Raw genomic sequence first — 24794 nt, forward strand, 5'->3', positions numbered from 1 at the left:
TGCACCGCTACACGTTCAGAGAACCGTGATCTTTGCCCATCGGAGGCAGGCGGCAGCAGCCATCGACAACTCGACCTGGTCACGGTACGCGCGGCTACGCCATCCGGTCAAACCGACCTGTCGCCACCTCCCATTGTGCACAGGCTGTGGACAACAACTTGAACCACGTCAGCCGCCGCGACTACCGTGGTCGGACTCCACAATCTTTTCCGTTCTGTCCTTACCTGTCCTCACGGGTCCGTCCTCACGGACATCGACCCACCGTCCCCCGAGAACCACACCATCGTGGGACCTGCGAGAAAGCGTGCCCCGTGGCTGACGTACCTGCCGATCTTGCCGCAGTGTGGCCACGCGTCCTCGAGCATCTCCTCGCAGAGGGCCAGCAGGGAATCGAGTCCAAGGACAAGCAGTGGATCGAGCGCTGCCAGCCCCTCGCCCTGGTCGCCGACACGGCGCTCCTCGCCGTACCCAACGAGTGGGGCAAGCGCGTCCTCGAGGGCCGGCTCGCCCCGCTGATCAGCGAGACCCTCAGCCGTGAGTGCGGCCGCCCGATCCGGATCGCGATCACCGTCGACGACTCCGTCGGCGAGCCCACCCCGCCGGCGCCTCCGCTCCAGCCGTCGCAGCCCCGCTACGACGAGCGCCAGCAGCCCGAGCCGTACGAGAAGTACGACGGCGGGTACGGCCACCGGCCGATGCCCGACGACGGGCTGCCCACCGCCCGCCCGGCCTACCCGGACTACTCGCAGCAGCGCCCCGACCCCGGCGCCTGGCCGCGCACCCAGGAGGACCTGTCCTGGCAGCAGCCCCGGCTGGGCGGCTACCAGGAGCGTGCTCCGTACACCGGCCCGACCGGCCCCGAGCAGTCCCGGCCGTCGCGGTACGACGAGCCGCCCCGGGGCTACGAGCAGCAGCGGCCCGAGCGCGCCGAGCTGCCCGACCCGCAGAACCACGGCGCACGTCCCGGCCCCCGGCCCGGCGGTCCTGGGGGCGGCGGCCCGGGCGGCGGCCACGGTTCCTCCACCGCGCAGGGCGCCGGCGCGCCCGGTGAGCAGCACGCGCGGCTGAACCCCAAGTACCTCTTCGACACCTTCGTCATCGGTTCCTCGAACCGCTTCGCGCACGCGGCCGCGGTCGCGGTGGCCGAGGCGCCGGCGAAGGCGTACAACCCGCTCTTCATCTACGGGGAGTCGGGCCTCGGCAAGACCCATCTCCTGCACGCGATCGGGCACTACGCGCGGAGCCTCTACCCGGGCACGCGCGTGCGGTACGTGAGCTCGGAGGAGTTCACGAACGAGTTCATCAACTCGATCCGCGACGGCAAGGGCGACGCCTTCCGCAAGCGCTACCGCGATGTGGACATCCTGCTCGTCGACGACATCCAGTTCCTCGCGAGCAAGGAGTCGACGCAGGAGGAGTTCTTCCACACCTTCAACACCCTCCACAACGCGAACAAGCAGATCGTGCTCTCCTCGGACCGGCCGCCCAAGCAGCTGGTGACCCTGGAGGACCGGCTCCGCAACCGTTTCGAGTGGGGCCTCACCACCGATGTGCAGCCGCCGGAGCTGGAGACGCGTATCGCGATCCTCCGCAAGAAGGCGGTGCAGGAGCAGCTCAACGCCCCGCCGGAGGTGCTGGAGTTCATCGCGTCCCGGATCTCGCGGAACATCCGTGAGCTGGAGGGCGCGTTGATCCGGGTGACGGCCTTCGCGAGCCTCAACCGGCAGCCGGTGGACCTCGGGCTCACCGAGATCGTCCTCAAGGACCTGATCCCGGGCGGCGAGGACTCGTCGCCGGAGATCACGGCACCGGCCATCATGGCGGCCACCGCCGACTACTTCGGTCTGACGGTGGAGGACCTCTGCGGATCCTCGCGCAGCCGCGTCCTGGTGACGGCCCGGCAGATCGCCATGTATCTGTGCCGCGAGCTCACGGACCTGTCGCTGCCGAAGATCGGCGCGCAGTTCGGCGGCCGTGACCACACGACGGTGATGCACGCGGACCGGAAGATCCGCGCGCTGATGGCGGAGCGGCGCTCCATCTACAACCAGGTCACCGAGCTCACCAACCGCATCAAGAACGGCTGACAGCCGGCTGCGGCCGGCCTCCGAAGGGCGCCCCGGGACACCTCCCGGGGCGCCCTTCGGCATTCCCGAACTCCCTGAGGCGGTCCTGAGGCGGTCCTGAGGCGGCCGTGCGGCGGTCCCGAGGCAGTCGTGCGGCCGTCCTAAGGCAGCGTGCGGCCGTCCTGAGGCTTCCCTCCGGCTCTTCCCAAGTCCTCCTGGCGCCGCCGTAAGGCTGTCCCCGAGACCTTCCGGAAGGCTTCCCGAGCCCTCCGGAGGGCGCCGAAGAGCCCTCCCGGAGTCCTCTCGGAGCGCTTGCAACCCCCGGTCGGCACCCCGTCCGGGGGGCGAGCTGTTCGATTACTCCGTTCCGGTGGCGGGTTCTCCACAGATTGCGGGATGATCTCCCGTCCACAGGGTGGGGACTGTCGAGTTATCCGGATTGTGTCCACAGGCCGGACTGCTGACAGATCATCACCCCAGGTCAGACCCTTGTGGAATTGTTGGTAAAAGATCTCCACAGGCTGTGGACAGAACTTTCGTCCACAGGGGCTCCCGAAGGTTGTCCACTGGCTGCCCACAGGGACGGGTCCGTTGCCCACAGCTTCTCCACACCCCTGTCCACTGTTCGGCAACGAATCGCCCCCTCTCACCGCGTCGAGTGAAAGCCGTCACACCAAGGAGGACGGTTGGGCTGTGGGGAACGTGGGTAAAGCTGGGGACAGCGCTGGGGAGAACTCCCCATGGCCTGTGTATCGGGTGTGCAGAACTTTCGGGTGTCCACAGAGAACCCCAGTTGTCCACCGGCTCCACCCACAGGCGCAGTGGACAAAAAACCGGGTCTGACCTGCGAAAACGACGTTATCCACCGTTTCCACAGGCCCTACTACTACTCCCACTTAGAGTTAGCTAGGAATCCGCTTCGAAGTGGGGCCTGTGCACAACTCGGCGCCGGAGCTCCGACGCGCTCTTGTCGCGACTTGACCCCGAGCAGCACCGAGTGTCGGCGGCGTACGTCAGACTGGTTCCCGCAGTCGACGAAGAGCCAGCAACAAGCAGGAGGCGGTTCCGGTGAAGATCCGGGTGGAGCGCGACGTACTTGCCGAGGCGGTGGCCTGGGTGGCCCGCAGCCTCCCGGCCCGTCCGCCGGCTCCGGTGCTCGCAGGCCTTCTGCTGAAGGCCGAGGACGGCGCACTGAGCTTCTCGAGCTTCGACTACGAGGTCTCGGCCCGTGTCTCCGTCGAGGCGGAGGTGGAGGAGGACGGCACCGTCCTGGTCTCCGGCCGACTGCTCGCCGACATCTGCCGCGCTCTCCCCAACCGGCCGGTGGAGATTTCCACAGACGGTGTACGGGCGACCGTGGTCTGCGGCTCCTCCCGCTTCACCCTCCACACCCTGCCTGTGGAGGAGTACCCGGCGCTGCCGGAGATGCCCACCGCGACCGGCACCGTCCCCGGTGAGGTCTTCGCCTCCGCCGCCGCGCAGGTGGCCATCGCCGCCGGGCGTGACGACACGCTGCCCGTGCTCACCGGTGTGCGCATCGAGATCGAGGGCGACACGGTCACCCTGGCCTCCACCGACCGCTACCGCTTCGCGGTCCGCGAGTTCCTGTGGAAGCCGGAGTCCCCGGACGCCTCCGCGGTCGCCCTGGTGCCCGCGAAGACCCTCCTGGACACCGCCAAGGCGCTCACGAGCGGCGACACGGTCACCCTGGCGCTCTCGGGCTCCGGCAAGGGCGAGGGCCTCATCGGCTTCGAGGGCGCGGGCCGCCGCACCACCACCCGTCTCCTCGAGGGCGACCTGCCGAAGTACCGGACTCTCTTCCCCACCGAGTTCAACTCGGTCGCGGTCATCGAGACCGCGCCGTTCGTCGAGGCCGTCAAGCGCGTGGCCCTGGTGGCCGAGCGCAACACCCCCGTCCGGCTGAGCTTCGAGCAGGGCGTGCTGATCCTGGAGGCCGGCTCCAGCGACGACGCACAGGCTGTGGAGCGAGTCGACGCCCAGCTCGAGGGCGACGACATCTCGATCGCCTTCAACCCGACCTTCCTGCTGGACGGCCTGAGCGCGATCGACTCCCCGGTCGCCCAGCTCTCCTTCACGACCTCCACGAAGCCCGCGCTGCTGAGCGGCAAGCCGGCCGTGGACGCCGAGGCGGACGAGGCGTACAAGTACCTGATCATGCCGGTGCGCCTCAGCGGCTGAGCCGGCTGACGTAGGTCTTTTCGGGGCATCGCCTGAGCGGCTGACCCCACAGGTGTGCACCCGGGTCCGGGCGTAGGCTCGGATCCGGGTAAACCGCACACGACGCTTAAGGAATCTCTGATGGAGCTCGGTCTCGTCGGTCTCGGCAAGATGGGCGGCAACATGCGTGAGCGCATCCGCCGCGCAGGCCACACCGTCATCGGATACGACCGCAATCCGGACCTCGCCGATGTCCACAGCCTCGAGGAGCTTGTGGGCAAGCTCAAGGGGCCCCGCGTCGTGTGGGTCATGGTTCCGGCCGGTGCCGCGACCCAGTCCACCATCGACGAGCTGGCCGATCTGCTCTCCCCCGGCGACATCGTCGTGGACGGCGGCAACTCCCGCTGGACGGACGACGAGAAGCACGCCGAGGAGCTGGCGGCCAAGGGCATCGGCTTCGTCGACTGCGGCGTCTCCGGTGGTGTCTGGGGCCTGGAGAACGGCTACGCGCTGATGTACGGCGGCTCCGCCGAGGACGTCGCGAGGGTCCAGCCGATCTTCGACGCGCTCAAGCCGGAGGGCGAGTTCGGGTCGGTGCACGCCGGCAAGGTCGGCGCCGGCCACTTCGCGAAGATGGTCCACAACGGCATCGAGTACGCGATGATGCAGGCCTACGCCGAGGGCTGGGAGCTCCTGGAGAAGGTCGACTCCGTCACCGACGTGCGCGAGGTCTTCCGCTCCTGGCAGGAGGGCACGGTCATCCGTTCCTGGCTGCTGGACCTCGCGGTCAACGCCCTCGACGAGGACGAGCACCTGGACCAGCTGCGCGGCTACGCGTCGGACTCCGGCGAGGGCCGGTGGACGGTCGAGGCCGCCATCGACAACGCCGTACCGCTGCCGGCGATCACCGCCTCGCTGTTCGCGCGGTTCGCCTCCCGTCAGGACGACTCCCCGCAGATGAAGATGATCGCCGCGCTGCGCAACCAGTTCGGTGGCCACGCGGTCGAGACGAAGAAGTAATCCACAGGCTGTGCACCCCGCGGTGCACAGCCGCCGGGGGAAGAAGGTCGGCGCCCAACCATGCACGTCACGCATCTGTCGCTGGCCGACTTCCGCTCCTACGCCCGGGTCGAGGTCCCGCTCGACCCGGGCGTCACCGCTTTCGTGGGCGCGAACGGCCAGGGCAAGACCAATCTGGTCGAGGCCGTCGGCTATCTCGCGACCCTCTCCAGCCACCGCGTCGCCTCCGACGCCCCGCTCGTCCGGATGGGGGCGGAACGCGCGGTCGTCCGCGCCGCCGTCACCCAGGGCGAGCGCTCCCAGCTGGTCGAGCTGGAGCTCAACCCGGGCCGGGCCAACCGCGCCCGTATCAACAGGTCCTCGCAGGTCAGACCGCGTGACGTGCTCGGAATCGTACGGACCGTGCTGTTCGCGCCCGAGGACCTCGCCCTGGTGAAGGGCGACCCCGGCGAGCGCCGGCGCTTCCTCGACGAGCTGATCACGGCGCGCACGCCGCGCATGGCGGGGGTGCGCTCCGACTACGAGCGCGTGCTCAAGCAGCGCAACACGCTCCTGAAGTCCGCGGCGATGGCCCGCCGGCACGGCGGCCGCGGCATGGACCTGTCCACCCTCGACGTCTGGGATCAGCACCTCGCGCGGGCCGGGGCCGAGCTGCTCGCCCAGCGGCTCGACCTGATCGCCGTACTGCAGCCGCTCGCGGACAAGGCGTACGAGCAGCTCGCTCCCGGCGGCGGGCCGATCCTCCTGGAGTACCGGCCCTCCGCGCCGGGCACCGGGCACACCCGCGAGGAGCTGTACGAACAGCTGACCGCCGCGCTGGCAGAGGTGCGCAAGCAGGAGATCGAGCGGGGCGTCACCCTCGTCGGACCCCACCGTGACGAGCTGCTCCTGAAGCTCGGCCAGCTGCCCGCCAAGGGGTACGCCAGCCACGGTGAGTCCTGGTCGTACGCGCTGGCGCTGCGGCTCGCCTCGTACGACCTGCTGCGGTCCGAGGGCAACGAGCCCGTCCTCGTCCTCGACGACGTCTTCGCCGAGCTGGACGCGCGGCGGCGCGAGCGGCTCGCGGAGCTGGTGGCGGGCGGCGAGCAGGTCCTGGTGACGGCCGCTGTGGACGACGACGTCCCGGGGGTCCTCGCGGGGACGAGGTACCACGTGGCCGGAGGGACGGTGGAGCGCGTATGAGCGAGGAAAACCTTCCCCAGCCTGTGGATACGCCTCCGGTGCCGTCCGTTCCCGAACCCTCGGGTGTGGATCTCGCGCGGGTCGCGCTGCGCGCCGCCAAGGAACAGGCGAAGGCCAAGGGCGCCGCCGCCCAGCAGAAGAAGCAGGCCCGGCGCGGGGGCGGCCTGCGCTCCGGCGCGCGCGCCGACGGGCGCGACCCGATGGCGCTCGGCGCCGCGATCAACCGGCTGATCACCGAGCGGGGCTGGGAGACACCGGCGGCGGTCGGCGGGGTCATGGGCCGCTGGCCGCAGATCGTCGGCGAGGACCTGGCCAAGCACTGCGTGCCCGTGAAGTTCGACGACGAGCCGGACGCGCGGGTGCTGACCGTGCAGTGCGACTCGACGGCGTGGGCCACGCAGCTGCGGCTGCTCGCGCCGACGCTGGTGGCGCGGCTCAACGAGGACCTCGGGCACGGCACCGTGCGGATGATCAAGGTGCTGGGGCCGGGTGCGCCTCGGCGGGGGTACGGGCCGCTCAGGGCGCCGGGGTCGGTGGGCCCCGGGGACACGTACGGCTAGAGCGCCGGCGGCCCGGGCTTCGGGAGCGGGGTCCGGGGTGCGGGTCCGAGCAGAGAGCGCCGTGCGTGGAGGCGTTGCGCCCACCCTCTCTCCGACCCCGTCCGGGGCGACCCCCACGCCTGCGGAACGTATGCCCACAACGCGCTACGGGTCGAAGCGCTGGGTGGCCGTCAGGGGGCTCTGAAGCCCCTGTCCGGATATGGGGAGTCGTTCAGCTCCCGCTCAGGGCGGCACATGCGGACTCAGGCACCGGCAAACCCCCATGACTGTCGGCGCTACCGGTAGACTGGGAGACAATCCCGCCACCCTGCGGAACAAGTCGAACGACGCAGCCGCTCCCGTATGCCCGGAGAACGGCCTGTGCTGTGCCAGAAAGGGCGCTTCGTGGCCGATTCCGGCGACCCCAACGAGAACAACCAGTACACCGCCAGCAACATCCAGGTCCTCGAAGGCCTGGATGCCGTGCGCAAGCGCCCTGGTATGTACATCGGCTCGACCGGCGAGCGCGGTCTGCACCACATGGTGCAGGAGGTCGTCGACAACTCGGTCGACGAAGCCCTGGCCGGCCACGCCGACACCATCGACGTGACGATCCTTGCCGACGGCGCCGTGCGCGTCGTCGACAACGGCCGTGGCATCCCCGTGGGCATCGTGGCCTCCGAGGGCAAGCCGGCCGTCGAGGTCGTGCTGACCGTGCTCCACGCGGGCGGAAAGTTCGGCGGCGGCGGCTACGCCGTCTCCGGCGGTCTGCACGGCGTCGGTGTGTCCGTCGTGAACGCCCTGTCCACCAAGGTCTCCGTCGAGATCAAGACGGACGGCCACCGCTGGACGCAGGACTACAAGATGGGCGCCCCGACCGCGCCCCTCGCGCAGCACGAGGCGACCGACGAGACCGGTACCTCGGTCACGTTCTGGGCCGACCCGGACATCTTCGAGACGACCGAGTACTCCTTCGAGACGCTCTCGCGCCGCTTCCAGGAGATGGCCTTCCTCAACAAGGGCCTGACCATCTCGCTCACCGACGAGCGCGAGTCCGCCAAGGCCACGGTCGGCGCCGACGACCCGGACGCCGAGGCGGCCGCCGAGCCGGCCGCGCGCACGGTGAAGTACCACTACGAGGGCGGCATCGTCGACTTCGTGAAGTACCTCAACTCGCGCAAGGGCGAGCTGGTCCACCCCACCGTGATCGACCTCGAGGCGGAGGACAAGGACAAGGCCCTGTCCCTCGAGGTCGCGATGCAGTGGAACAGCGGCTACAGCGAGGGCGTGTACTCCTTCGCCAACATCATCCACACCCACGAGGGCGGCACGCACGAGGAGGGCTTCCGCGCTGCGCTGACCTCGCTGATCAACAAGTACGCGCGCGACAAGAAGCTGCTCCGCGAGAAGGACGACAACCTCACGGGCGACGACATCCGCGAGGGTCTGACGGCGATCATCTCGGTCAAGCTGAGCGAGCCGCAGTTCGAGGGCCAGACCAAGACCAAGCTGGGCAACACGGAGGTCAAGACCTTCGTCCAGCGGGCGGTCTACGAGCACCTCAACGACTGGCTCGACCGCAACCCGATCGAGGCCGCGGACATCATCCGCAAGTCGATCCAGGCCGCCACCGCGCGCGTGGCCGCGCGCAAGGCGCGCGACCTGACCCGTCGCAAGGGCCTGCTCGAGTCGGCTTCGCTGCCGGGCAAGCTGTCCGACTGCCAGTCGAACGACCCGGCCAAGTGCGAGATCTTCATCGTCGAGGGTGACTCCGCCGGCGGCTCGGCCAAGTCCGGCCGCAACCCGATGTACCAGGCCATCCTGCCGATCCGCGGCAAGATCCTGAACGTCGAGAAGGCCCGGATCGACAAGATCCTGCAGAACACCGAGGTCCAGGCCCTCATCTCGGCCTTCGGCACCGGTGTGCACGAGGACTTCGACATCGAGAAGCTCCGCTATCACAAGATCATCCTGATGGCGGACGCCGACGTCGACGGTCAGCACATCAACACCCTGCTGCTGACCTTCCTCTTCCGCTTCATGCGTCCGCTGGTCGAGGCCGGTCACGTCTACCTCTCCCGTCCGCCGCTCTACAAGATCAAGTGGGGCCGGGACGACTTCGAGTACGCCTACTCGGACCGTGAGCGGGACGCGCTCGTCGAGCTGGGCAAGCAGAGCGGCAAGCGGATCAAGGAAGACTCGATCCAGCGCTTCAAGGGTCTCGGCGAGATGAACGCCGAGGAGCTGCGCGTCACCACCATGGACGTCGAGCACCGCGTACTCGGCCAGGTCACCCTGGACGACGCCGCGCAGGCCGACGACCTGTTCTCGGTGCTGATGGGCGAGGACGTCGAGGCACGCCGCTCGTTCATCCAGCGCAACGCCAAGGACGTTCGCTTCCTCGACATCTGAGTCGGTCTCAGCTGACCGTACGAAAGGACTGACGACCAGCAATGGCCGACGAAACCACCCCGACCGGGACCACCGAAGAAGAGCCCGTGCTGCGGATCGAGCCCGTCGGGCTCGAGACCGAGATGCAGCGCTCGTACCTCGACTACGCGATGTCCGTCATCGTGTCCCGCGCGCTGCCCGACGTACGGGACGGCCTCAAGCCGGTCCACCGTCGCGTGCTGTACGCGATGTACGACGGCGGCTACCGGCCCGAGAAGGGCTTCTACAAGTGCGCCCGCGTCGTCGGTGACGTCATGGGTACGTACCACCCGCACGGCGACTCCTCGATCTACGACGCGCTCGTCCGCCTCGCCCAGCCCTGGTCGATGCGCATGCCGCTCGTCGACTCCAACGGCAACTTCGGCTCCCCGGGCAACGACCCGGCCGCCGCCATGCGTTACACCGAGTGCAAGCTCATGACGCTGTCGATGGAGATGCTCCGGGACATCGACGAGGAGACCGTCGACTTCCAGGACAACTACGACGGCCGCAACCAGGAGCCGACGGTCCTGCCGTCCCGCTTCCCGAACCTGCTGATCAACGGCAGCGCCGGCATCGCCGTCGGTATGGCCACCAACATCCCGCCGCACAACCTCCGCGAGGTCGCGGCCGGTGCGCAGTGGGCGCTGGAGCACCCCGACGCCAGCCACGAGGAGCTCCTCGACGCGCTGATCGAGCGGATCAAGGGACCGGACTTCCCCACCGGCGCGCTCGTCGTCGGCCGCAAGGGCATCGAGGAGGCGTACCGCACCGGTCGTGGCTCGATCACGATGCGCGCGGTCGTCGAGGTCGAGGAGATCCACAACCGCCAGTGCCTGGTGGTCACGGAGCTTCCGTACCAGACCAACCCGGACAACCTCGCGCAGAAGATCGCCGACCTGGTCAAGGACGGCAAGATCGGCGGCATCGCCGACGTCCGCGACGAGACCTCGTCCCGGACCGGTCAGCGCCTCGTCATCGTGCTCAAGCGCGACGCCGTCGCCAAGGTCGTCCTCAACAACCTGTACAAGCACACCGATCTGCAGACGAACTTCGGCGCGAACATGCTGGCGCTCGTCGACGGCGTGCCGCGCACCCTCTCGCTCGACGCGTTCATCCGCCACTGGGTGACGCACCAGATCGAGGTCATCGTGCGCCGGACCCGCTTCCGGCTGCGCAAGGCCGAGGAGCGCGCCCACATCCTCCGTGGTCTGCTCAAGGCGCTCGACGCGATCGACGAGGTCATCGCGCTCATCCGGCGCAGCGACACGGTCGAGGTCGCCCGCGGCGGCCTGATGGACCTGCTCCAGATCGACGAGATCCAGGCCAACGCGATCCTGGAGATGCAGCTCCGCAGGCTCGCCGCCCTGGAGCGCCAGAAGATCGTCGCCGAGCACGACGAACTGCAGGCCAAGATCAACGAGTACAACGCGATCCTGGCCTCGCCCGAGCGCCAGCGCGCGATCGTCAGCGAGGAGCTGGCCGCGCTCGTCGAGAAGTTCGGCGACGACCGCCGGTCCAAGCTCGTGCCCTTCGACGGTGACATGTCCATCGAGGACCTGATCGCCGAGGAGGACATCGTCGTCACCATCTCGCGCGGTGGCTACGTGAAGCGGACGAAGACCGAGGACTACCGCTCGCAGAAGCGCGGCGGCAAGGGCGTGCGGGGCACGAAGCTGAAGCAGGACGACATCGTCGACCACTTCTTCGTCTCCACCACCCACCACTGGCTGCTCTTCTTCACCAACAAGGGCCGGGTCTACCGCGTCAAGGCGTACGAGCTGCCCGACGCCGGCCGGGACGCGCGCGGCCAGCACGTGGCCAACCTGCTGGCCTTCCAGCCGGACGAGCAGATCGCCCAGATCCTGGCGATCCGCGACTACGAGGCCGCGCCGTACCTGGTGCTCGCCACCAAGGCCGGCCTGGTCAAGAAGACCGCGCTGAAGGACTACGACTCGCCGCGTTCCGGTGGTGTCATCGCGATCAACCTCCGGGAGACGGACAACGGCGCCGAAGGCGTCGCCGACGAGCTGATCGGGGCCGAGCTGGTCTCTGCCGAGGACGATCTGCTGCTCATCAGCAGGAAGGCGCAGTCGATCCGCTTCACCGCCACCGACGACGCGCTGCGTCCGATGGGACGTGCCACCTCGGGCGTCAAGGGGATGAGTTTCCGAGCGGACGACGAGCTGCTCTCGATGAATGTCGTCCGGCCCGGTACGTTCGTCTTCACCGCGACCGACGGCGGGTACGCGAAGCGCACCCCCGTCGACGAGTACCGCGTCCAGGGCCGTGGCGGCCTCGGTATCAAGGCCGCCAAGATCGTGGAGGACCGCGGCTCGCTCGTGGGCGCGCTGGTGGTCGAGGAGACGGACGAGATCCTCGCCATCACGCTGTCCGGCGGTGTGATTCGTACGCGAGTCAACGAAGTCAGGGAGACCGGCCGTGACACCATGGGCGTCCAGCTGATCAACCTGGGCAAGCGTGATGCCGTCGTCGGCATCGCACGGAACGCCGAGGCCGGCGGCGAGGACGAGGACATCGACGACGCCGAGGGCGCCGTGGAGGCGTCCGAGGCGGCGGTGGTCGAGACCGTCGTGGTCGAGACCGAGGCAGTCGAGGGCACGGAGCCCTCGGCCGGGGAGCACGAGGAGTAAGAGCGTGAGTGGAGCCACGGGCGCCGGATCGGCGGCTGCCGGAGCTTCTGCTGGTGCTGGAGCGAACGGCGCCCGTGGCCCCGCCACGGACTCCCAGGGGGTTGCGGTGACGGACACTCGAGGGCAGCAGCCCTCGTACGAGACCTACAACGGGCCGCTGCCCGGCGAGCGCACGGGTGCGCAGCAGCCGGGCGGGCCCTACCATCCGCCGCAGGCGTACGGCGCTCCGGCGTCGGGCGGTACGGCGGGTGGGCAGACCGGTGCCGTGCGCCGGCCGCGAACGGGGGCCCGCACGACGCCCCGTACGCGCAAGGCGCGGCTGCGGGTGGCCAAGGCCGACCCGTGGTCGGTGATGAAGGTGAGCTTCCTGCTCTCCATCGCGCTGGGCATCTGCACGATCGTCGCGGCGGCCGTGCTGTGGATGGTCATGGACGCCATGGGCGTCTTCTCGACGGTCGGCGGCACGATCAGCGAGGCCACGGGCTCGAACGAGTCCAACGGCTTCGATCTGCAGTCGTTCCTGTCGCTGCCGCGGGTGCTGATGTTCACCTCGGTGATCGCCGTGATCGACGTGGTCCTGATGACCGCGCTGGCGACGCTGGGCGCGTTCGTCTACAACCTGTCGGCCGGCTTCGTGGGCGGCGTGGAGCTCACGCTCGCCGAGGACGAGTGACGGCCGAGTGACCTGCGAGGGGGCCGGTCGGTTACCGATTTTGGGACTGGCCCCCCTGTGCGCTAATGTTCAGGAGTCAGCGCGCGGGACACACACCGCAGAGCGCGGCGGGGCTATAGCTCAGTTGGTTAGAGCGCATCCCTGATAAGGATGAGGCCACAGGTTCAAATCCTGTTAGCCCCACAGTATCGATCGACCCGGACGGTTCCTCCGTCCGGGTCGATTTGTTTGTCCGGGAGCCTTGGAAGGTTTGAACCTCGTACAGGTCACCGATCGGTATCGGTCGATGTGTAGAGTGGGCGTCAGAAGTCTCCTACGTCAACGAAAGACGAGGTCGCGCGGTGAAGAAGCTTCTCCTGGTCGCACTGGCCGCCATCGGCGGGCTCCTCGTGTACCGCCAGATCCAGGCGGATCGCGCCGAGCAGGATCTGTGGACGGAGGCGACCGACTCCGTGCCCGCAGGTTCCGGTGTCTGAGACGAAAACCGTCTGTGGGTGAAGCCCCGGCCGCGCGAGAGCGGGCCGGGGCTTCGCTTTGCCTGAGCAAATTTTCTACTTGCTTAAGTGAAGAGGAGCAGCGCGTGAAGACGCAGGCCGGCCTCGGCCGGAGGGCGGGGGCCCTGATCACGGCGGCCGCGGCGGTGGGAGCGGTCGTGGCGCTCCCCGGGCAGACGGCGGCCGCGGCCGCCGGGGGCGCGGCAGTCCTGAGCCCGGCCGCCGGGGGTGCGATTCCGCCGTACACCTTCGACAGCTCGGCCCAGCGCGTCCAGGGCGCCGCCTCGAGCTCGGACGCCGTGCAGCTGAAGACCGGGCAGACCTACCGCGACACGCTCAAGAAGAACGGCAAGGTCTACTACCGGGTCGACCTCGATCAGCAGAACGCCTACGTCTCCGTCGTCGCGGTGCCCAAGGCCGGCGGCAAGGTCGAGTACGGCGACGGCTTCAAGGTGAGCATGCAGGACGGCTCCGGCACCGAATGCGGATACCAGCAGGCGAACTTCTCCTCCAGCGAGTACACCCGGCCGCTCGCCGCCTACGCCCGCCGCACCGTCGACGCCGACAGCTCCATCTGCCAGCGCGCCGGCGCCTACTACGTCCTCGTCGAGCGCGAGTCGAAGGCGAGCACGGACGACTGGGAGCTGGAGATCCGCTACGCGTCCGAGCCGGGGCTGAAGAAGGCAGGCCCGACCGAGCTCCCCGAGGTCTGGGCCTCCGGCACGCCCGGGCCGCCCGCGGGCGACCCGCGGCCGCGCCAGGGCGGCTCCGGCGTCCACGACGCCGCCTCGTTGACGCAGGGAGAGTGGCGGTCCGACATCCGGCCCGGTCAGACGCTCTTCTACCGGGTGCCCGTCGACTGGGGACAGCAGCTCTTCGCCACCGCCGAACTCGGCAGCAGCGCCACCGGCGACGAGTACATCGGCCACGCGCTGGTCCTCTCCCTGGAGAACCCCGCGCTCGGCCACGTCGACGAGAACACCGTCAGCTACAGCGGCAAGCCCTCGACGCTCGCGCTCGACGCGCTGCGGCCGGTGGCCCACGAGAACCGCAGCTCGTACGACGAGGCCACCAACGGGATGCGCTTCGCGGGCTGGTACTACCTGTCGGCCACGCTCAACCCGGCGATGGCCAATGAGTACGGGGACAAGACGGTGCCGCTGACCCTGCGGGTCTCGCTTCGGGGCAACGCGAGGCCGGGGCCCGGGTACGACGGGGATCCCGGGCAGTTCAGCGTGACCGCCGACGACAAGGAGGCGGCGGAGAAGGGCACCTCGGTGGCGCAGGCCGCGTCGGACAGCGACTCCATGCGGGTCGTGGCGGCGGCCGGGATCGGCAGCGGGACGCTCCTGCTCCTCGGACTAGGCGCGTGGACGCTGGTGGCGCGGAGGCGGGCGGCGTAAGGCGGGGTGGCCTCGGGTCGGCTCAGGTCTGGGCGAGGGCCCAGAAGCCGACCGCGAAGCAGACCAGCGCGAGCAGCAGAACCGGGATCGTCACCTTCGGGGGCGGTCCCGGTCGGCGTACCGGGACCGGGGAGGAAGGCGCCGCCGGGACCGTGACGGGGGCCGCGTGCTGCGCGGGAACCTGAAGGGGCCGTGCGGTGTATGGATGAGTAGGGGCTTGTCCGTACGGCGCCGTCGAGGTCGGTGCCGGGGCGAAGGAGGGGGTCGGGTGGCCGACCGGCGGGGGCAGGTGGAAGCTGCCCGTCTCGGAGGGCCCGGGCAGCGGCGCGGGAGCCGTGGCCGGGGCCGTGGCCGGGGAGACCGGGTGCTGGGGCTGGTAGTGCGGCTGTGGGGGCTGCTGCTGGGGCGGTACGGGCGTGGCGGCGGGCGTCGGCACGCCGCCGGGCGCGGCGGCCGTGGAGGCGCCCTGGGCGGCCGTGGCCGCGTCGCCGGCCGGGCCGGTGGGGGCGGCGGTGCCGGCCGGGCCCGTCGGGCCCTGGGGGCCGAAGCCGGACGGCAGGGGGCCGAGTTGGTCGAAGATCTCGACCCGGTCCTCGTCGGGGCGCGGCTCGGGAAGCATGTCGACGGCGGCGGTCAGGGCCTTGCGCGCGCCCGTGGCCGTCCGGAAGCGGGCCTGCGGATCGGGCTGCAGCAGACCGGCGAGCACCTGCCACAGGGGCTCCGGGACGCCCTCGGGGGCGCCGGGAGTGCCGTGCGTGAGGAAATGCTCGACGAGGGCCTGCGAGTCCGGCTTGCGGCCCTGGAGCAGATAGAGGGCGACCAGACCGACGGCGAAGAGGTCGGCGGTGAAGTCGGGTTCGGCACCGAGGAGCTGCTCGGGTGCGAAGTAACCGGGCGTGCCCACCACGTAGTTGGTCTCGGTGAGGCGGGGCTCGCCCTTGCGCATGGAGATGCCGAAGTCGGACAGCCGCAGATGCGGCCGTCCGGTCCCGGTGACGTCCATCAGGATGTTCGCGGGCTTGATGTCGCGGTGCACGACCCCCTCGGCATGCACCGTGGCCAGGCCCGAGAGCAGCTGGTCGAGCAGGACGCAGACGAACCGGGGCGGCAGCGGGCCGTAGTCGCCGATGACGTGCGCCAGAGAGCCGCCGGCGACCAGGTCCATGGTGAACAGGACCTTGTCGTCGTCGGCGGCCCAGCTGGCGGGGGCGAGGACGTGCGGATGGTCGATCCGCAGCGCCTGCTCGCGGACGAAGCGGAGCAGCGTGTGCGCGTCGCTCTGCAGGAGCACCTTGGCCGCCACATAGCGGCGGCGCCGGTGGTCCCAGGCGCGCCACACGGCGCCCGCCCCGCCCCGTCCGATCGGGTCGACCAGCTCGTACCGACCAGCGAATACCTCACCCATCGTGCTGTGTCCGCTCCCCGTTGCCTCGTCTGTGGGCGGTACCGGCCGACTGCCGACCGCGTCAGTTCTGGTGCGACTCGTAGTGCGCGACTGCGTCCGCGGTGCGCCCCGCGCCGTACACCCGGAGGAACTCTGCCAGTTCCGGGTGGGCCGGGGCGAGGGAGTCGGCGGCGTCGATGATGTCCCCCGCAGCGGCTACGGAGCGCAGCAGCGACTGGATCTCGCGGACCACCCGGCGGACGGTCGGAGCGCCCGAGCCGGTGGCGGGCTGAGCGGTGCTGGTGAGGACGGAGCCGCCCTGCGACTTCTTGACCTCGTCCATCCGGTCGGTGGCCTCGGCGGCGCTGACGGTGCCGTCGGCGACCTGTACGGCGAGCTCCTGGAGCGCCTGGACGCGCTGGACGACGGCCGGGTTTCCGATCTTGGCACGCTGGCCGCTCATCAGCTGGGACAGCATGGGCGCGGACAATCCCAGCACGGCCGCGAGCCTGGCCTGATTGAGTCCGAGATCGTCGATCAGCCGACGGAAGAGCGCCCCCAGCGGCTCTCCGTACCAACTGCGCTGAAGCTCTCTGGCTCGCGCCGTGGCTTCCTGCTGCGCTGCGTCCATTTCTTCTCCCCATCCCTAGGTTCGCCACTGCGAACCTCGCTCAGCATCTTACGGAGAGTGGTCGCCGACCGGGAGTCCCAATCCTTTTGCCGGACATGGGGGGTGACCCGGTACTCTGTTCTCGTTCCGGGGCCTTAGCTCAGTTGGTAGAGCGCTGTCTTTGCATGGCAGATGTCAGGGGTTCGACTCCCCTAGGCTCCACGACAAACACCCTCTGTGAACTGCGGAAACGCAGGTCACAGAGGGTGTTTCGCGTAGTGGCGCCGGAGGAGTCCGGGGTCAGCGGTCGGCCCGTCTCGGACGGGTAGATGTGCGACACGACCGAGCCGATGCGCAGGTAGACGTCGGCTTCGTCGGGCGGCCGTCCTTCGCGGCCGTCGCGCGCTGCTTCTCGGCCAGGGCCTTCACCGCGGCCCGCGCCTCGGCCGGAGAGGCGAACGCGAAGAGGGTGAAACTCGACGCGTCTATCGTCGGCCCCGCCCCCGGCCTCCCTCTCCTTGTGGCCGGCGGCCTGGAACCCGGTGCGGGGCGAGTACATCCCCGTCGGGTCGATTCGGGGGCGGCGACGGTCGCCTTGACCGCGTCGGAGAGGCCGGAACCGGCGTTCGTCAGGACCATGGGGCCGCCGGGATCCATTCCCCCCGGGAGGGTCCGCTGCTCCGGACGGGTGGTGTTCATCGGAAGAACTGCGCGACGGCGGCGACGTTCCGTGGAAATCGGGAGCGCATCCACATCATGAGGAAAGTACGTAAAGCGCGCAAACCGAAATGAACCATTCGAGAACGTCACGAAAGTGAGGGGCCATGGCCACCGCCAAGGTCAAGCAGTTCTGGACCGCCTTCATCTCCGTCCTCTTCGCCCTGCTGGCCTCCGTCGGCCTGGCGGGCACCGCCGCCGCCGCACAGCAGCCCGCCGTCCAGCAGCCCGAGGAGCCGGCCGGCCCCACCAAGGCCGCACCCGCCGTCGGGGAGAAGCGGGCCGCACTCGCCTCCGTACCGGCGCAGAGGGCTCACCGGTGGCCGCTCGTCGGGGACCGTTCCCTGCCGCCCACGATCAAGCAGCGCATCGCCGCCGAGGCCCACGGTTCCTCTCCCGCCACCCGGAACCGCTCCGCCGCCGGCGTGACCACCGTGGCCGAGAGCGACGAGCCGGCCGCGCTGACGGAGCTGGCGCTCGCCGCGTCGGCGTAGGGCACGGGGAGAAGACGATGCGCACTCCCCACACTCGTACCCGCACCACCCGCTCTGCCCGAACCTCTTCGTACGCGTTCGCTGCGTACGACCAAGCGGGACACGGCAGGACCTCCGTGGAGCCGAACCGGATCCCGGCAGGACCCGGCAGGACGCCGGCGACGGCAGGACCCGGCAGGACGCCGGCGACGGCAGGACCCGGCAGGACTACCGCAACGGCGGGGTCCGGCAGGAACCCTGTGGACAGGACTCGGCAGGACCCCGCGGGAACCAGGACCCCGGCAGACATCGACAGGGCCCTGGTGGAACCCGGCAGAACCTCGGCAGCACCCGGCGGTACCCCGGTCGGTCAGCGGCGCTCGTCGCGTTCGGCCGCCTCTTCCGCCGCGGCAGCGGCTTCGGCCTCGGACTCCTTGGCCACCACCTCCGAGTCGAGGGAATCCTCACCCTCCTCGTAGGACGTCGGTACGGAACCCTCCTCCACCTCGGTGGCAGCGGGCGGCTCGACCAGCCAGTCGGGATTGGCCTGCTTGTCCCACCACTTCCAGGCGGCGAACGCGCCGCCGACGACGACGCCCAGGACCAAGAGGCCCTTGGCGAGGCGTCCGGCCCGTGCCCGACGCTCGTGCTTCCGCACGATCCTCTCGATTTCCCTCGGCGTCACCTGACCGCGCAGCGCGGCCCAGGCCGCGGTGGAACGCGACCCGGCCTCCTCAAGGACGGGACCGGTCGCGGCGACCGCCTGCTCGACACGTGGAACGGTGTAATCGGCCGCCTGACGGCAGGCCCAGCGGGTCTTGACCGCCGCACGCTGTGCGGCCGCGTCGACCTGCGGCGGTACATGCGGTGCGACATACGAGTCGTACTGCGCACGAGCCTGCGCCTTGGCCTGTTGAGCGGCTTTCGAGACTTTCGGCGCGATCAGCACACGCGCCTCATGGGCGTAGTGCGCGGCCTGGTCCTTGGCCGTGCCGGCGTACGGCGCCACCACTTCCGCGGCGTGCAGGACGCTCTCCTTCGCCGAATCTGACGCGGCGCGCACGCTGTCCATGCGGGTCACGGGATTCCTCCTCCTCGGTGGCGACGATGTCGGGTTTTCGCCTTTCCATCCTTTTCGGAATCATGCCCCCCGGAGCAAGGTCCGGCATGTGGGGGTGGGCATCCGGGGCATGCGAGGATCGGACACGCCAGAGACAGACGTGACATGACGTGGACGGAAGGCGACCGTGGCCGAGCAGCTGTACGCGATCCTCAAGACCAGCCTGGGTGACATCGAGGTGCGGCTGATGCCGTTCCACGCCCCGAAGACGGTCAGGAACTTCGTCGAGCTCGCCGGCGGTGAGCGCGAGTGGACGCACCCCGCGACCGGCACGGTCTCCTCGGAGCCGCTCTACGACGGCACGGTCTTCCACCGGGTCATCAAGGGATTCATGATCCAGGCCGGTGACCCGCTGGGGAACGGCACGGGCGGTCCCGGCTACGAGTTCGCCGACGAGTTCCACCCGGAGCTCTTCTTCGACCGTCCCTACCTGCTGGCCATGGCCAACGCCGGCCCGGGCACCAACGGCTCGCAGTTCTTCGTCACCGTCGCCCCCGCGACCTGGCTGAACCGCAAGCACACGATCTTCGGTGAGGTCGTCGACAAGGAGAGCCGGAAGGTCGTGGACGCGATCGCCGCCACCGCGACCGACCCGCACACCGAGCGACCGCTGCAGGACGTGGTCATCGAGTCCGTGGTGATCGAGAAGCGCTGAGGCGGAAGGGACGGCACCTCTTCATGGAACCGAAACCCTCCGAGAACCCGCCCGCCGGTCTGCCGCGCTGCTACCGCCACCCCGAGGTGGAGACCGGCATCCGCTGCACGCGCTGCGAGAAGCCGATCTGCCCCACGTGCATGGTCTCCGCCTCCGTCGGCTTCCAGTGCCCCGACTGCGTACGCAACGGTTCGGGGACCGGCCACGCCGCCGAAGCCAACCAGCCGCGGACACTCGCGGGTGGCCGGGTCGTGGCGGACGACCGCCTCGTCACCAAGATCCTCATCGGGATCAACCTCGCGGTCTACCTCGCCGTCCTGGCGTTCGGCGACCGGCTCGTCGACGAGCTCGTGCTCATCGGCTACGCCTACAGCCCGGCGCTCGGCGAGCTCGTCGGGGTCGCCGACGGCGAGTGGTACCGGCTGCTGACCTCGACGGTCCTCCACCAGGAGGTCTGGCACATCCTCTTCAACGTGCTGGGCCTGTGGGTGATCGGCGGGATCGTCGAGCCCGAGCTGGGCCGGATCCGGTACGCGGCTCTGTGCCTCCTCTCGGGGCTCTCCGGCTCCGTGCTGGCCTATCTCGTCGCCGCGCAGAACCAGCCCTCGCTCGGCGCCTCCGGCGTCGTCTACGGGCTGATCGGCGCCTGGGCGGTGCTCGCCCGCCGGCGCCGTCACGACATGCGGCCGGTGCTCCTCTTCGTGGCCCTGTCGCTGCTCATGACATTCACCCGACCGGGGATCTCCTGGGAGGCCCACGTCGGTGGTCTGGTCGCGGGTGTCGTGGTGACGTACGCGCTCGTGCACGCGCCGAGGGCCCGCCGGGGCCTGGTGCAGTACGGGGCGCTGGCCCTGGTGCTGTTGATCGACGTGGGGATCGTGCTGGCCCGTTCGGCGGCGCTCACCTGAGCGCACAGCGCTGTGGACGAGCTTCTCTGTGAGCTTTCCCCAGAGTTATCCACAGCGCGTGGCGATCTCTCCCCACTCTGTGGGGAAAGACTGCGCCCCTCGCCTCTGACCTGGTGTTTCTCCAGGGAGGCGAGGGGCGTCGTGGTCTCCGCCGAGGGTGATTCCGGTCATACCGGCGTCAACCTCGTGCGAGTTATCCACAGATCTTCGTAAGTTATCCAGTGCTGTGCACAACGCTGTGGATAAGTTCAGGGGAGAGCTTGACGAGCAACTGGTGCGGGCGCTAGACGGCCGCCGTACCCCTGCTCTTCGTCGCTACTTCCACTGCGTGGAGACACCGAAGCCGGCCGCGATGAAGCCGAAGCCCACCACGATGTTCCAGTTCCGGATCGACTCGATCGGCATCGACCCGTCGGTGACGTAGAAGACCACGATCCACACCAGACCGATGGCGAACAGCGCGAGCATCACAGGCGCCACCCAGCTGCGGTTGGTCAGCTTGATCGAGGTGGCCTGCTTCGCGGGCGGGGGCGTGAAGTCGGCCTTCTTGCGGATCCGTGACTTCGGCACGAGGGACTCTCCTGTCGATGCGCTGCGTGACCGCGCAGGGAACTGTGGCTGGCGCCGGGATGTGACGAAGGAGGACGACTGCGTCCCCCAGGCGTCCGTTAGCGTAGTGGTTCCGCGGCACCGAAGGGGATCAGGGTACGTTGAGCAATTCCGCCGGCACTCCCGAAGGACCTGGCCGCACCGCGAGGTGGCGCCCCGTCCAGGTGCTCACCCTTGCCGTTTTCGCCCTCGCCGGACTGATCTTCGTCACGAGTTTCAACACCGCCAAGGGCACCAACATCCGCACCGACGCCTCGCTCCTGCGGCTCTCCGACCTGATCGAGGAGCGCAGCCACAAGAACGCGGGTCTCGACGAGTCCACCTCCGCCCTCCGTGCCCAGGTCGACTCCCTCGCCGCCCGCGACGACGGCTCCACGCGCGCGGAGGACCGGAAACTCGACGCGCTCGAGGCGGCGGCGGGCACCACCGAGGTCTCCGGCTCCGGTCTCACCGTCACCCTCAACGACGCCCCGCCGAACGCCCAGGCCGCCCCCGGCTACCCCGAGCCGCAGGCCAACGACCTGGTCATCCACCAGCAGGACCTCCAGGCCGTCGTCAACGCCCTCTGGCAGGGCGGCGCCGAGGGCATCCGGGTCATGGACCAGCGGCTCATCTCCACCAGCGCCGTGCGCTGCGTCGGCAACACGCTGATCCTCCAGGGCCGCGTCTACTCGCCCCCGTACAAGATCACCGCTGTCGGTGACCGGGGGAGGCTGACCAAGGCCCTCGCGGGCTCCCCGGCGATCCAGAACTACCAGCTGTACGTGAAGGCGTACGGGCTCGGCTGGAAAGTCGACGAGCACAGGGCGGTGACTCTTCCCGGGTACTCGGGCACAGTGGACCTCCACCAAGCGAAGCCGGTGAGCTGACACCACGCGCGGGGGCGGGGTGGCGCCGCCGGGAGCCGACTGCGGGAGGGGCGCTTGCGTCTCGTCGTGAGGACCTTCAGCGAGCTGTGCATCACCGTCGGCGGCCTGATCGTCCTCTTCGTCGTGTACGTCCTGTACTGGACCGGGGTCCAGGCCGCGAGCGCGAGCGCCGGCCAGATCGACACCCTGCAGCGCGAGTGGAGCAGCACCCCGGTCCGTACCGCCGCTCCGGTCCCCGAGGTCGTGCCGTACGCCCCCGGACAGGGCATCGCCGTCATGTACGTCCCCCGGCTCGGCGAGGACTGGAAGTGGCCCGTCCTCCAGGGCACCGAGGTCGGCACCCTGAAGAAGGGGCTGGGCCACTACGCCGGCACCGCCCGCCTCGGCGCGACCGGGAACTTCGCCGTCGCCGGCCACCGCCGCACCTACGGCGACCCCTTCAAGGACTTCCCCCGGCTGCGCAGGGGCGACGCGATCGTCCTCACCGACGGGACGACCTGGTTCACGTACCGCGTCGACCGCGCGCCCTACCGGACCGTGCCCACCGATGTCGGCGTCATCGACCCCGTACCCGCGAAGTCCGGATTCGACGGGCCCGGCCGCTATCTCACCCTCACCACCTGTGAACCCGAGTGGGGAAGCAGCCACCGGCTCGTCGTCTGGGCACACCTCGACGCCACCCGGCCGGTCGCCGACGGTCGTCCACAGGCTTTGGACAGCTGACCCCCCACGGCCCCCTCGCCCCGTACTCTGGTCCCCGTAACGAACGGAAGGGGCGGTCGACGTCATGTACGGCTGGATCTGGCGGCATCTGCCGGGCAACGCGTGGGTGCGGGCGCTGATCTCGATCGTGCTGGTCCTCGCGGTCGTGTACGCCCTCTTCCAGTACGTGTTCCCCTGGGCGGAGCCACTGCTTCCGTTCAACGATGTGACGGTGGACGGCCAGTGAGCGCGCGAATTCTCGTCGTCGACAACTACGACAGCTTCGTCTTCAACCTCGTTCAGTACCTCTACCAGCTCGGCGCGGAGTGCGAAGTGCTCCGCAACGACGAGGTCGAGCTGAGCCACGCGCAGGACGGCTTCGACGGCGTCCTGCTCTCGCCCGGCCCCGGCGCGCCCGAACAGGCCGGGGTCTGCATCGACATGGTCCGGCACTGCGCGGCCACCGGCGTCCCCGTCTTCGGCGTCTGCCTCGGCATGCAGTCGATGGCCGTGGCGTACGGCGGCGTCGTCGACCGGGCGCCCGAGCTGCTTCACGGCAAGACCTCCCTCGTCACCCACGAGGGACAGGGCGTCTTCGCCGGGCTGCCCTCGCCGTTCACCGCGACCCGCTACCACTCGCTCGCCGCCGAGCCCGCCGCCCTGCCGGACGAGCTCCAGGTCACCGCGCGGACCGAGGACGGCATCATCATGGGCCTGCGCCACCGCGAACTTCCCGTCGAAGGCGTCCAGTTCCACCCCGAGTCGGTCCTCACGGAGCACGGACACCTCATGCTCGCCAACTGGCTGGAGCAGTGCGGCGACAAGGGGGCGGTCGGACGGTCGGCGGGGCTCGCGCCGGTGGTGGGCAAGGCCGTCGCGTGACGACGGGCTCTCCGTGGTTCCGGGCGACGACGAACGAGCCGGAGCCGGAGCCGATACCCGCGGACCCCTACGGGGTCCCCTCGCCGTACCAGGAACCGGCTCCGTCCCCGTACCCGTACACCGAGCAGGCGTACCAGGAACCCACGCAGCCGTACCAGGACCCCACGCAGGGGTACGGGGAGCCCGCGCAGGCGTACCGGGAGCCCGAGCCCGTCTACGAGGCCCCTCACCAGACCGCCTACGACGCTCCCCGTGAGACTCCGCGCGAGGACGCCTACACGGCCCCGTACGAGCCGTACGAGGCCCCTGTGGCTCCTCCGCCTCCCTCCTCGGGCGACACGACCGTTCTGGAGGCCGTGGAGCCCCTTCCCGGGCCCGGCCGGGCCGAACGCCGGCGCGCGGCCAAGGGGGGCAGCCGGGGCAAGGGCCGTCGAGGCGGCCCGACCGCCACCACGGCCGGCGCCCCGACCGGCGAACCGCCCGCGGCGCCGCTCTCGCGCGTCGAGGCCCGGCGCGCCGCCCGCGCCGCCAAGGACAGCGTCGGCGTCGTCGCCAGCCGCGCCGTCGGGGAACTCTTCATCACCTTCGGCGTCGTCATGCTGCTCTTCGTCACCTACCAGCTGTGGTGGACGAACATCCTCGCCGGCCAGGAGACCGACCGGGCCAAGGAACAGATCGAGGACACCTGGGCCAAGGGCGACGCCGAGAAGGACGACAGCGAGCCGGGGGCGTTCGAGCCAGGCGAGGGCTTCGCCATCATGTACATCCCCAAGCTGGACGTCGTCGTCCCCGTCGCCGAGGGCATCAACAAGGCGAAGGTCCTCGACAAGGGCATGGTCGGCCACTACGCCGAGGGCAAGCTCAAGACGGCCATGCCCTCCGACAAGCAGGGCAACTTCGCCGTCGCCGGACACCGCAACACCCACGGCGAGCCGTTCCGCTACATCAACCAGCTGAAGCCCGGCGACCCGATCGTCGTCGAGACCCGGAGCGCGTACTACACGTACGAGATGGCGAGCATCCTGCCGCAGACCGCGCCCTCGAACGTCTCCGTGATCGAACCGGTGCCCAAGGGCTCCGGCTTCACCGAGCCCGGCCGGTTCATCACGCTGACCACCTGCACACCCGAATTCACCAGCACGTACCGCATGATCGTGTGGGGCAGGCTGGTCGAGGAACGCCCGCGCAGTGAGGGAAAGCCGAAAGCGCTCGTAGGCTGAGACCCC

22 protein-coding genes and 2 tRNA genes are annotated in these 24794 nt (G+C 69.6%); 20 read left to right on the forward strand and 4 right to left on the reverse strand.

What is annotated here, in order from left to right:
- The first annotated feature begins 311 nt into the window (after positions 1 to 311).
- The 11 genes from dnaA to IF00_RS0123925 all read left to right on the forward strand — a co-directional run bounded on the left by dnaA (position 312) and on the right by IF00_RS0123925 (position 14639).
- A complete protein-coding gene (gene dnaA, locus IF00_RS0123875) occupies positions 312 to 2087 on the forward strand; it encodes a chromosomal replication initiator protein DnaA (RefSeq protein WP_078944830.1) in 1776 nt (591 codons plus the stop codon).
- A gap of 1047 nt (positions 2088 to 3134) precedes the next feature.
- Positions 3135 to 4265 (forward strand): DNA polymerase III subunit beta, encoded by a 1131-nt coding sequence (gene dnaN, locus IF00_RS0123880; RefSeq protein ID WP_030205035.1) that lies wholly within the window; start codon positions 3135 to 3137, stop codon positions 4263 to 4265.
- Between the two features lie 120 nt (positions 4266 to 4385).
- Positions 4386 to 5264: a phosphogluconate dehydrogenase (NAD(+)-dependent, decarboxylating) gene (gnd, locus tag IF00_RS0123885; protein ID WP_030321240.1), complete on the forward strand. Its 879-nt coding sequence runs from the start codon at positions 4386 to 4388 to the stop codon at positions 5262 to 5264.
- Between the two features lie 60 nt (positions 5265 to 5324).
- A complete protein-coding gene (recF, locus tag IF00_RS0123890) occupies positions 5325 to 6446 on the forward strand; it encodes a DNA replication/repair protein RecF (RefSeq protein WP_030321242.1) in 1122 nt (373 codons plus the stop codon).
- Complete coding sequence (locus IF00_RS0123895) at positions 6443 to 7006, forward strand: DciA family protein (RefSeq protein ID WP_030321244.1); 564 nt, start codon at positions 6443 to 6445, stop codon at positions 7004 to 7006. The genes recF and IF00_RS0123895 overlap by 4 nt, the downstream gene beginning before the upstream one ends.
- Positions 7007 to 7366: 360 nt before the next feature.
- Complete coding sequence (gene gyrB, locus IF00_RS0123900) at positions 7367 to 9397, forward strand: DNA topoisomerase (ATP-hydrolyzing) subunit B (protein WP_030321245.1); 2031 nt, start codon at positions 7367 to 7369, stop codon at positions 9395 to 9397.
- A gap of 41 nt (positions 9398 to 9438) precedes the next feature.
- Positions 9439 to 12069, forward strand: a complete 2631-nt coding sequence (gene gyrA, locus IF00_RS0123905) for a DNA gyrase subunit A (protein ID WP_030321246.1) — start codon at positions 9439 to 9441, stop codon at positions 12067 to 12069.
- Between the two features lie 106 nt (positions 12070 to 12175).
- On the forward strand, positions 12176 to 12742 hold the full coding sequence (locus IF00_RS0123910; protein WP_030321248.1) for a DUF3566 domain-containing protein: 567 nt from the start codon (positions 12176 to 12178) through the stop codon (positions 12740 to 12742).
- A gap of 109 nt (positions 12743 to 12851) precedes the next feature.
- Positions 12852 to 12925 (forward strand) — tRNA-Ile (locus IF00_RS0123915).
- 158 nt (positions 12926 to 13083) lie between these two features.
- Positions 13084 to 13218, forward strand: a complete 135-nt coding sequence (locus IF00_RS43990) for a DLW-39 family protein (RefSeq protein ID WP_003958712.1) — start codon at positions 13084 to 13086, stop codon at positions 13216 to 13218.
- 104 nt (positions 13219 to 13322) lie between these two features.
- On the forward strand, positions 13323 to 14639 hold the full coding sequence (locus IF00_RS0123925; RefSeq protein WP_030321249.1) for a hypothetical protein: 1317 nt from the start codon (positions 13323 to 13325) through the stop codon (positions 14637 to 14639).
- A gap of 22 nt (positions 14640 to 14661) precedes the next feature.
- On the opposite strand, the gene IF00_RS0123930 is transcribed toward IF00_RS0123925, so the two are convergent.
- Together IF00_RS0123930 and IF00_RS0123935 are read right to left on the reverse strand one after the other, a co-directional pair.
- Entirely contained in the window at positions 14662 to 16044 is a 1383-nt protein-coding gene (locus IF00_RS0123930; protein WP_030321251.1) for a serine/threonine-protein kinase, read from the reverse strand.
- A gap of 61 nt (positions 16045 to 16105) precedes the next feature.
- A complete protein-coding gene (locus IF00_RS0123935; protein ID WP_030321253.1) occupies positions 16106 to 16654 on the reverse strand; it encodes a helix-turn-helix domain-containing protein in 549 nt (182 codons plus the stop codon).
- Positions 16655 to 16782: 128 nt separating this feature from the next.
- Between IF00_RS0123935 and IF00_RS0123940 the strand changes: the two genes are divergently transcribed.
- Together IF00_RS0123940 and IF00_RS0123945 are read left to right on the forward strand one after the other, a co-directional pair.
- Positions 16783 to 16855, forward strand: a tRNA-Ala gene (locus IF00_RS0123940).
- A 602-nt stretch (positions 16856 to 17457) separates the two neighbouring features.
- Positions 17458 to 17844, forward strand: a complete 387-nt coding sequence (locus tag IF00_RS0123945) for a DUF6344 domain-containing protein (protein ID WP_030321255.1) — start codon at positions 17458 to 17460, stop codon at positions 17842 to 17844.
- A gap of 349 nt (positions 17845 to 18193) precedes the next feature.
- On the opposite strand, the gene IF00_RS0123950 is transcribed toward IF00_RS0123945, so the two are convergent.
- Entirely contained in the window at positions 18194 to 18904 is a 711-nt protein-coding gene (locus IF00_RS0123950; protein ID WP_030321257.1) for a DUF5324 family protein, read from the reverse strand.
- A gap of 166 nt (positions 18905 to 19070) precedes the next feature.
- On the opposite strand from IF00_RS0123950, the gene IF00_RS0123955 reads away from it, so the two are divergent.
- Both IF00_RS0123955 and IF00_RS0123960 read left to right on the forward strand, forming a co-directional pair.
- Positions 19071 to 19598 carry a peptidylprolyl isomerase gene (locus tag IF00_RS0123955; protein WP_030321258.1) on the forward strand — a complete coding sequence of 176 codons (528 nt, stop codon included), beginning with the start codon at positions 19071 to 19073 and terminating at the stop codon, positions 19596 to 19598.
- 23 nt (positions 19599 to 19621) lie between these two features.
- On the forward strand, positions 19622 to 20506 hold the full coding sequence (locus tag IF00_RS0123960) for a rhomboid family intramembrane serine protease (protein ID WP_030321259.1): 885 nt from the start codon (positions 19622 to 19624) through the stop codon (positions 20504 to 20506).
- 315 nt (positions 20507 to 20821) lie between these two features.
- Here IF00_RS0123960 and crgA read toward each other — a convergent pair whose 3' ends face one another.
- The gene (gene crgA, locus IF00_RS0123965; protein WP_030321260.1) at positions 20822 to 21076 is read right to left on the reverse strand and encodes a cell division protein CrgA; all 255 of its coding nucleotides are present in this window, start codon (positions 21074 to 21076) and stop codon (positions 20822 to 20824) included.
- Between the two features lie 140 nt (positions 21077 to 21216).
- On the opposite strand from crgA, the gene IF00_RS0123970 reads away from it, so the two are divergent.
- The 5 genes from IF00_RS0123970 (at position 21217) to IF00_RS0123990 (ending at position 24788) form a co-directional block, all read left to right on the forward strand.
- On the forward strand, positions 21217 to 21984 hold the full coding sequence (locus tag IF00_RS0123970; RefSeq protein ID WP_078944831.1) for a DUF881 domain-containing protein: 768 nt from the start codon (positions 21217 to 21219) through the stop codon (positions 21982 to 21984).
- Between the two features lie 54 nt (positions 21985 to 22038).
- Complete coding sequence (locus tag IF00_RS0123975) at positions 22039 to 22707, forward strand: class E sortase (RefSeq protein ID WP_030321263.1); 669 nt, start codon at positions 22039 to 22041, stop codon at positions 22705 to 22707.
- A gap of 64 nt (positions 22708 to 22771) precedes the next feature.
- A complete protein-coding gene (locus IF00_RS46185) occupies positions 22772 to 22933 on the forward strand; it encodes a hypothetical protein (RefSeq protein ID WP_024760376.1) in 162 nt (53 codons plus the stop codon).
- Positions 22930 to 23568 (forward strand): aminodeoxychorismate/anthranilate synthase component II, encoded by a 639-nt coding sequence (locus IF00_RS0123985; RefSeq protein WP_030321266.1) that lies wholly within the window; start codon positions 22930 to 22932, stop codon positions 23566 to 23568. The genes IF00_RS46185 and IF00_RS0123985 overlap by 4 nt, the downstream gene beginning before the upstream one ends.
- A complete protein-coding gene (locus tag IF00_RS0123990; RefSeq protein WP_030321268.1) occupies positions 23565 to 24788 on the forward strand; it encodes a class E sortase in 1224 nt (407 codons plus the stop codon). Before IF00_RS0123985 ends, IF00_RS0123990 begins: the two co-directional genes overlap by 4 nt.
- Positions 24789 to 24794 lie beyond the last annotated feature (6 nt).

This window comes from Streptomyces flavochromogenes (assembly GCF_000717595.1).
GTDB lineage: Bacteria > Actinomycetota > Actinomycetes > Streptomycetales > Streptomycetaceae > Streptomyces > Streptomyces flavochromogenes.

Bases quoted from the DNA above. Each gene is read 5' to 3' on its own strand.
- gnd (WP_030321240.1), top strand. From the start codon at position 4,386: ATGGAGCTCGGTCTCGTCGGTCTCGGCAAGATGGGCGGCAACATGCGT.
- recF (WP_030321242.1), top strand. From the start codon at position 5,325: ATGCACGTCACGCATCTGTCGCTGGCCGACTTCCGCTCCTACGCCCGG.
- IF00_RS0123895 (WP_030321244.1), top strand. From the start codon at position 6,443: ATGAGCGAGGAAAACCTTCCCCAGCCTGTGGATACGCCTCCGGTGCCG.
- gyrA (WP_030321246.1), top strand. From the start codon at position 9,439: ATGGCCGACGAAACCACCCCGACCGGGACCACCGAAGAAGAGCCCGTG.
- IF00_RS0123930 (WP_030321251.1), bottom strand. From the start codon at position 16,044: ATGGGTGAGGTATTCGCTGGTCGGTACGAGCTGGTCGACCCGATCGGA.
- IF00_RS0123935 (WP_030321253.1), bottom strand. From the start codon at position 16,654: ATGGACGCAGCGCAGCAGGAAGCCACGGCGCGAGCCAGAGAGCTTCAG.
- IF00_RS0123945 (WP_030321255.1), top strand. From the start codon at position 17,458: ATGGCCACCGCCAAGGTCAAGCAGTTCTGGACCGCCTTCATCTCCGTC.
- IF00_RS0123960 (WP_030321259.1), top strand. From the start codon at position 19,622: ATGGAACCGAAACCCTCCGAGAACCCGCCCGCCGGTCTGCCGCGCTGC.
- IF00_RS46185 (WP_024760376.1), top strand. From the start codon at position 22,772: ATGTACGGCTGGATCTGGCGGCATCTGCCGGGCAACGCGTGGGTGCGG.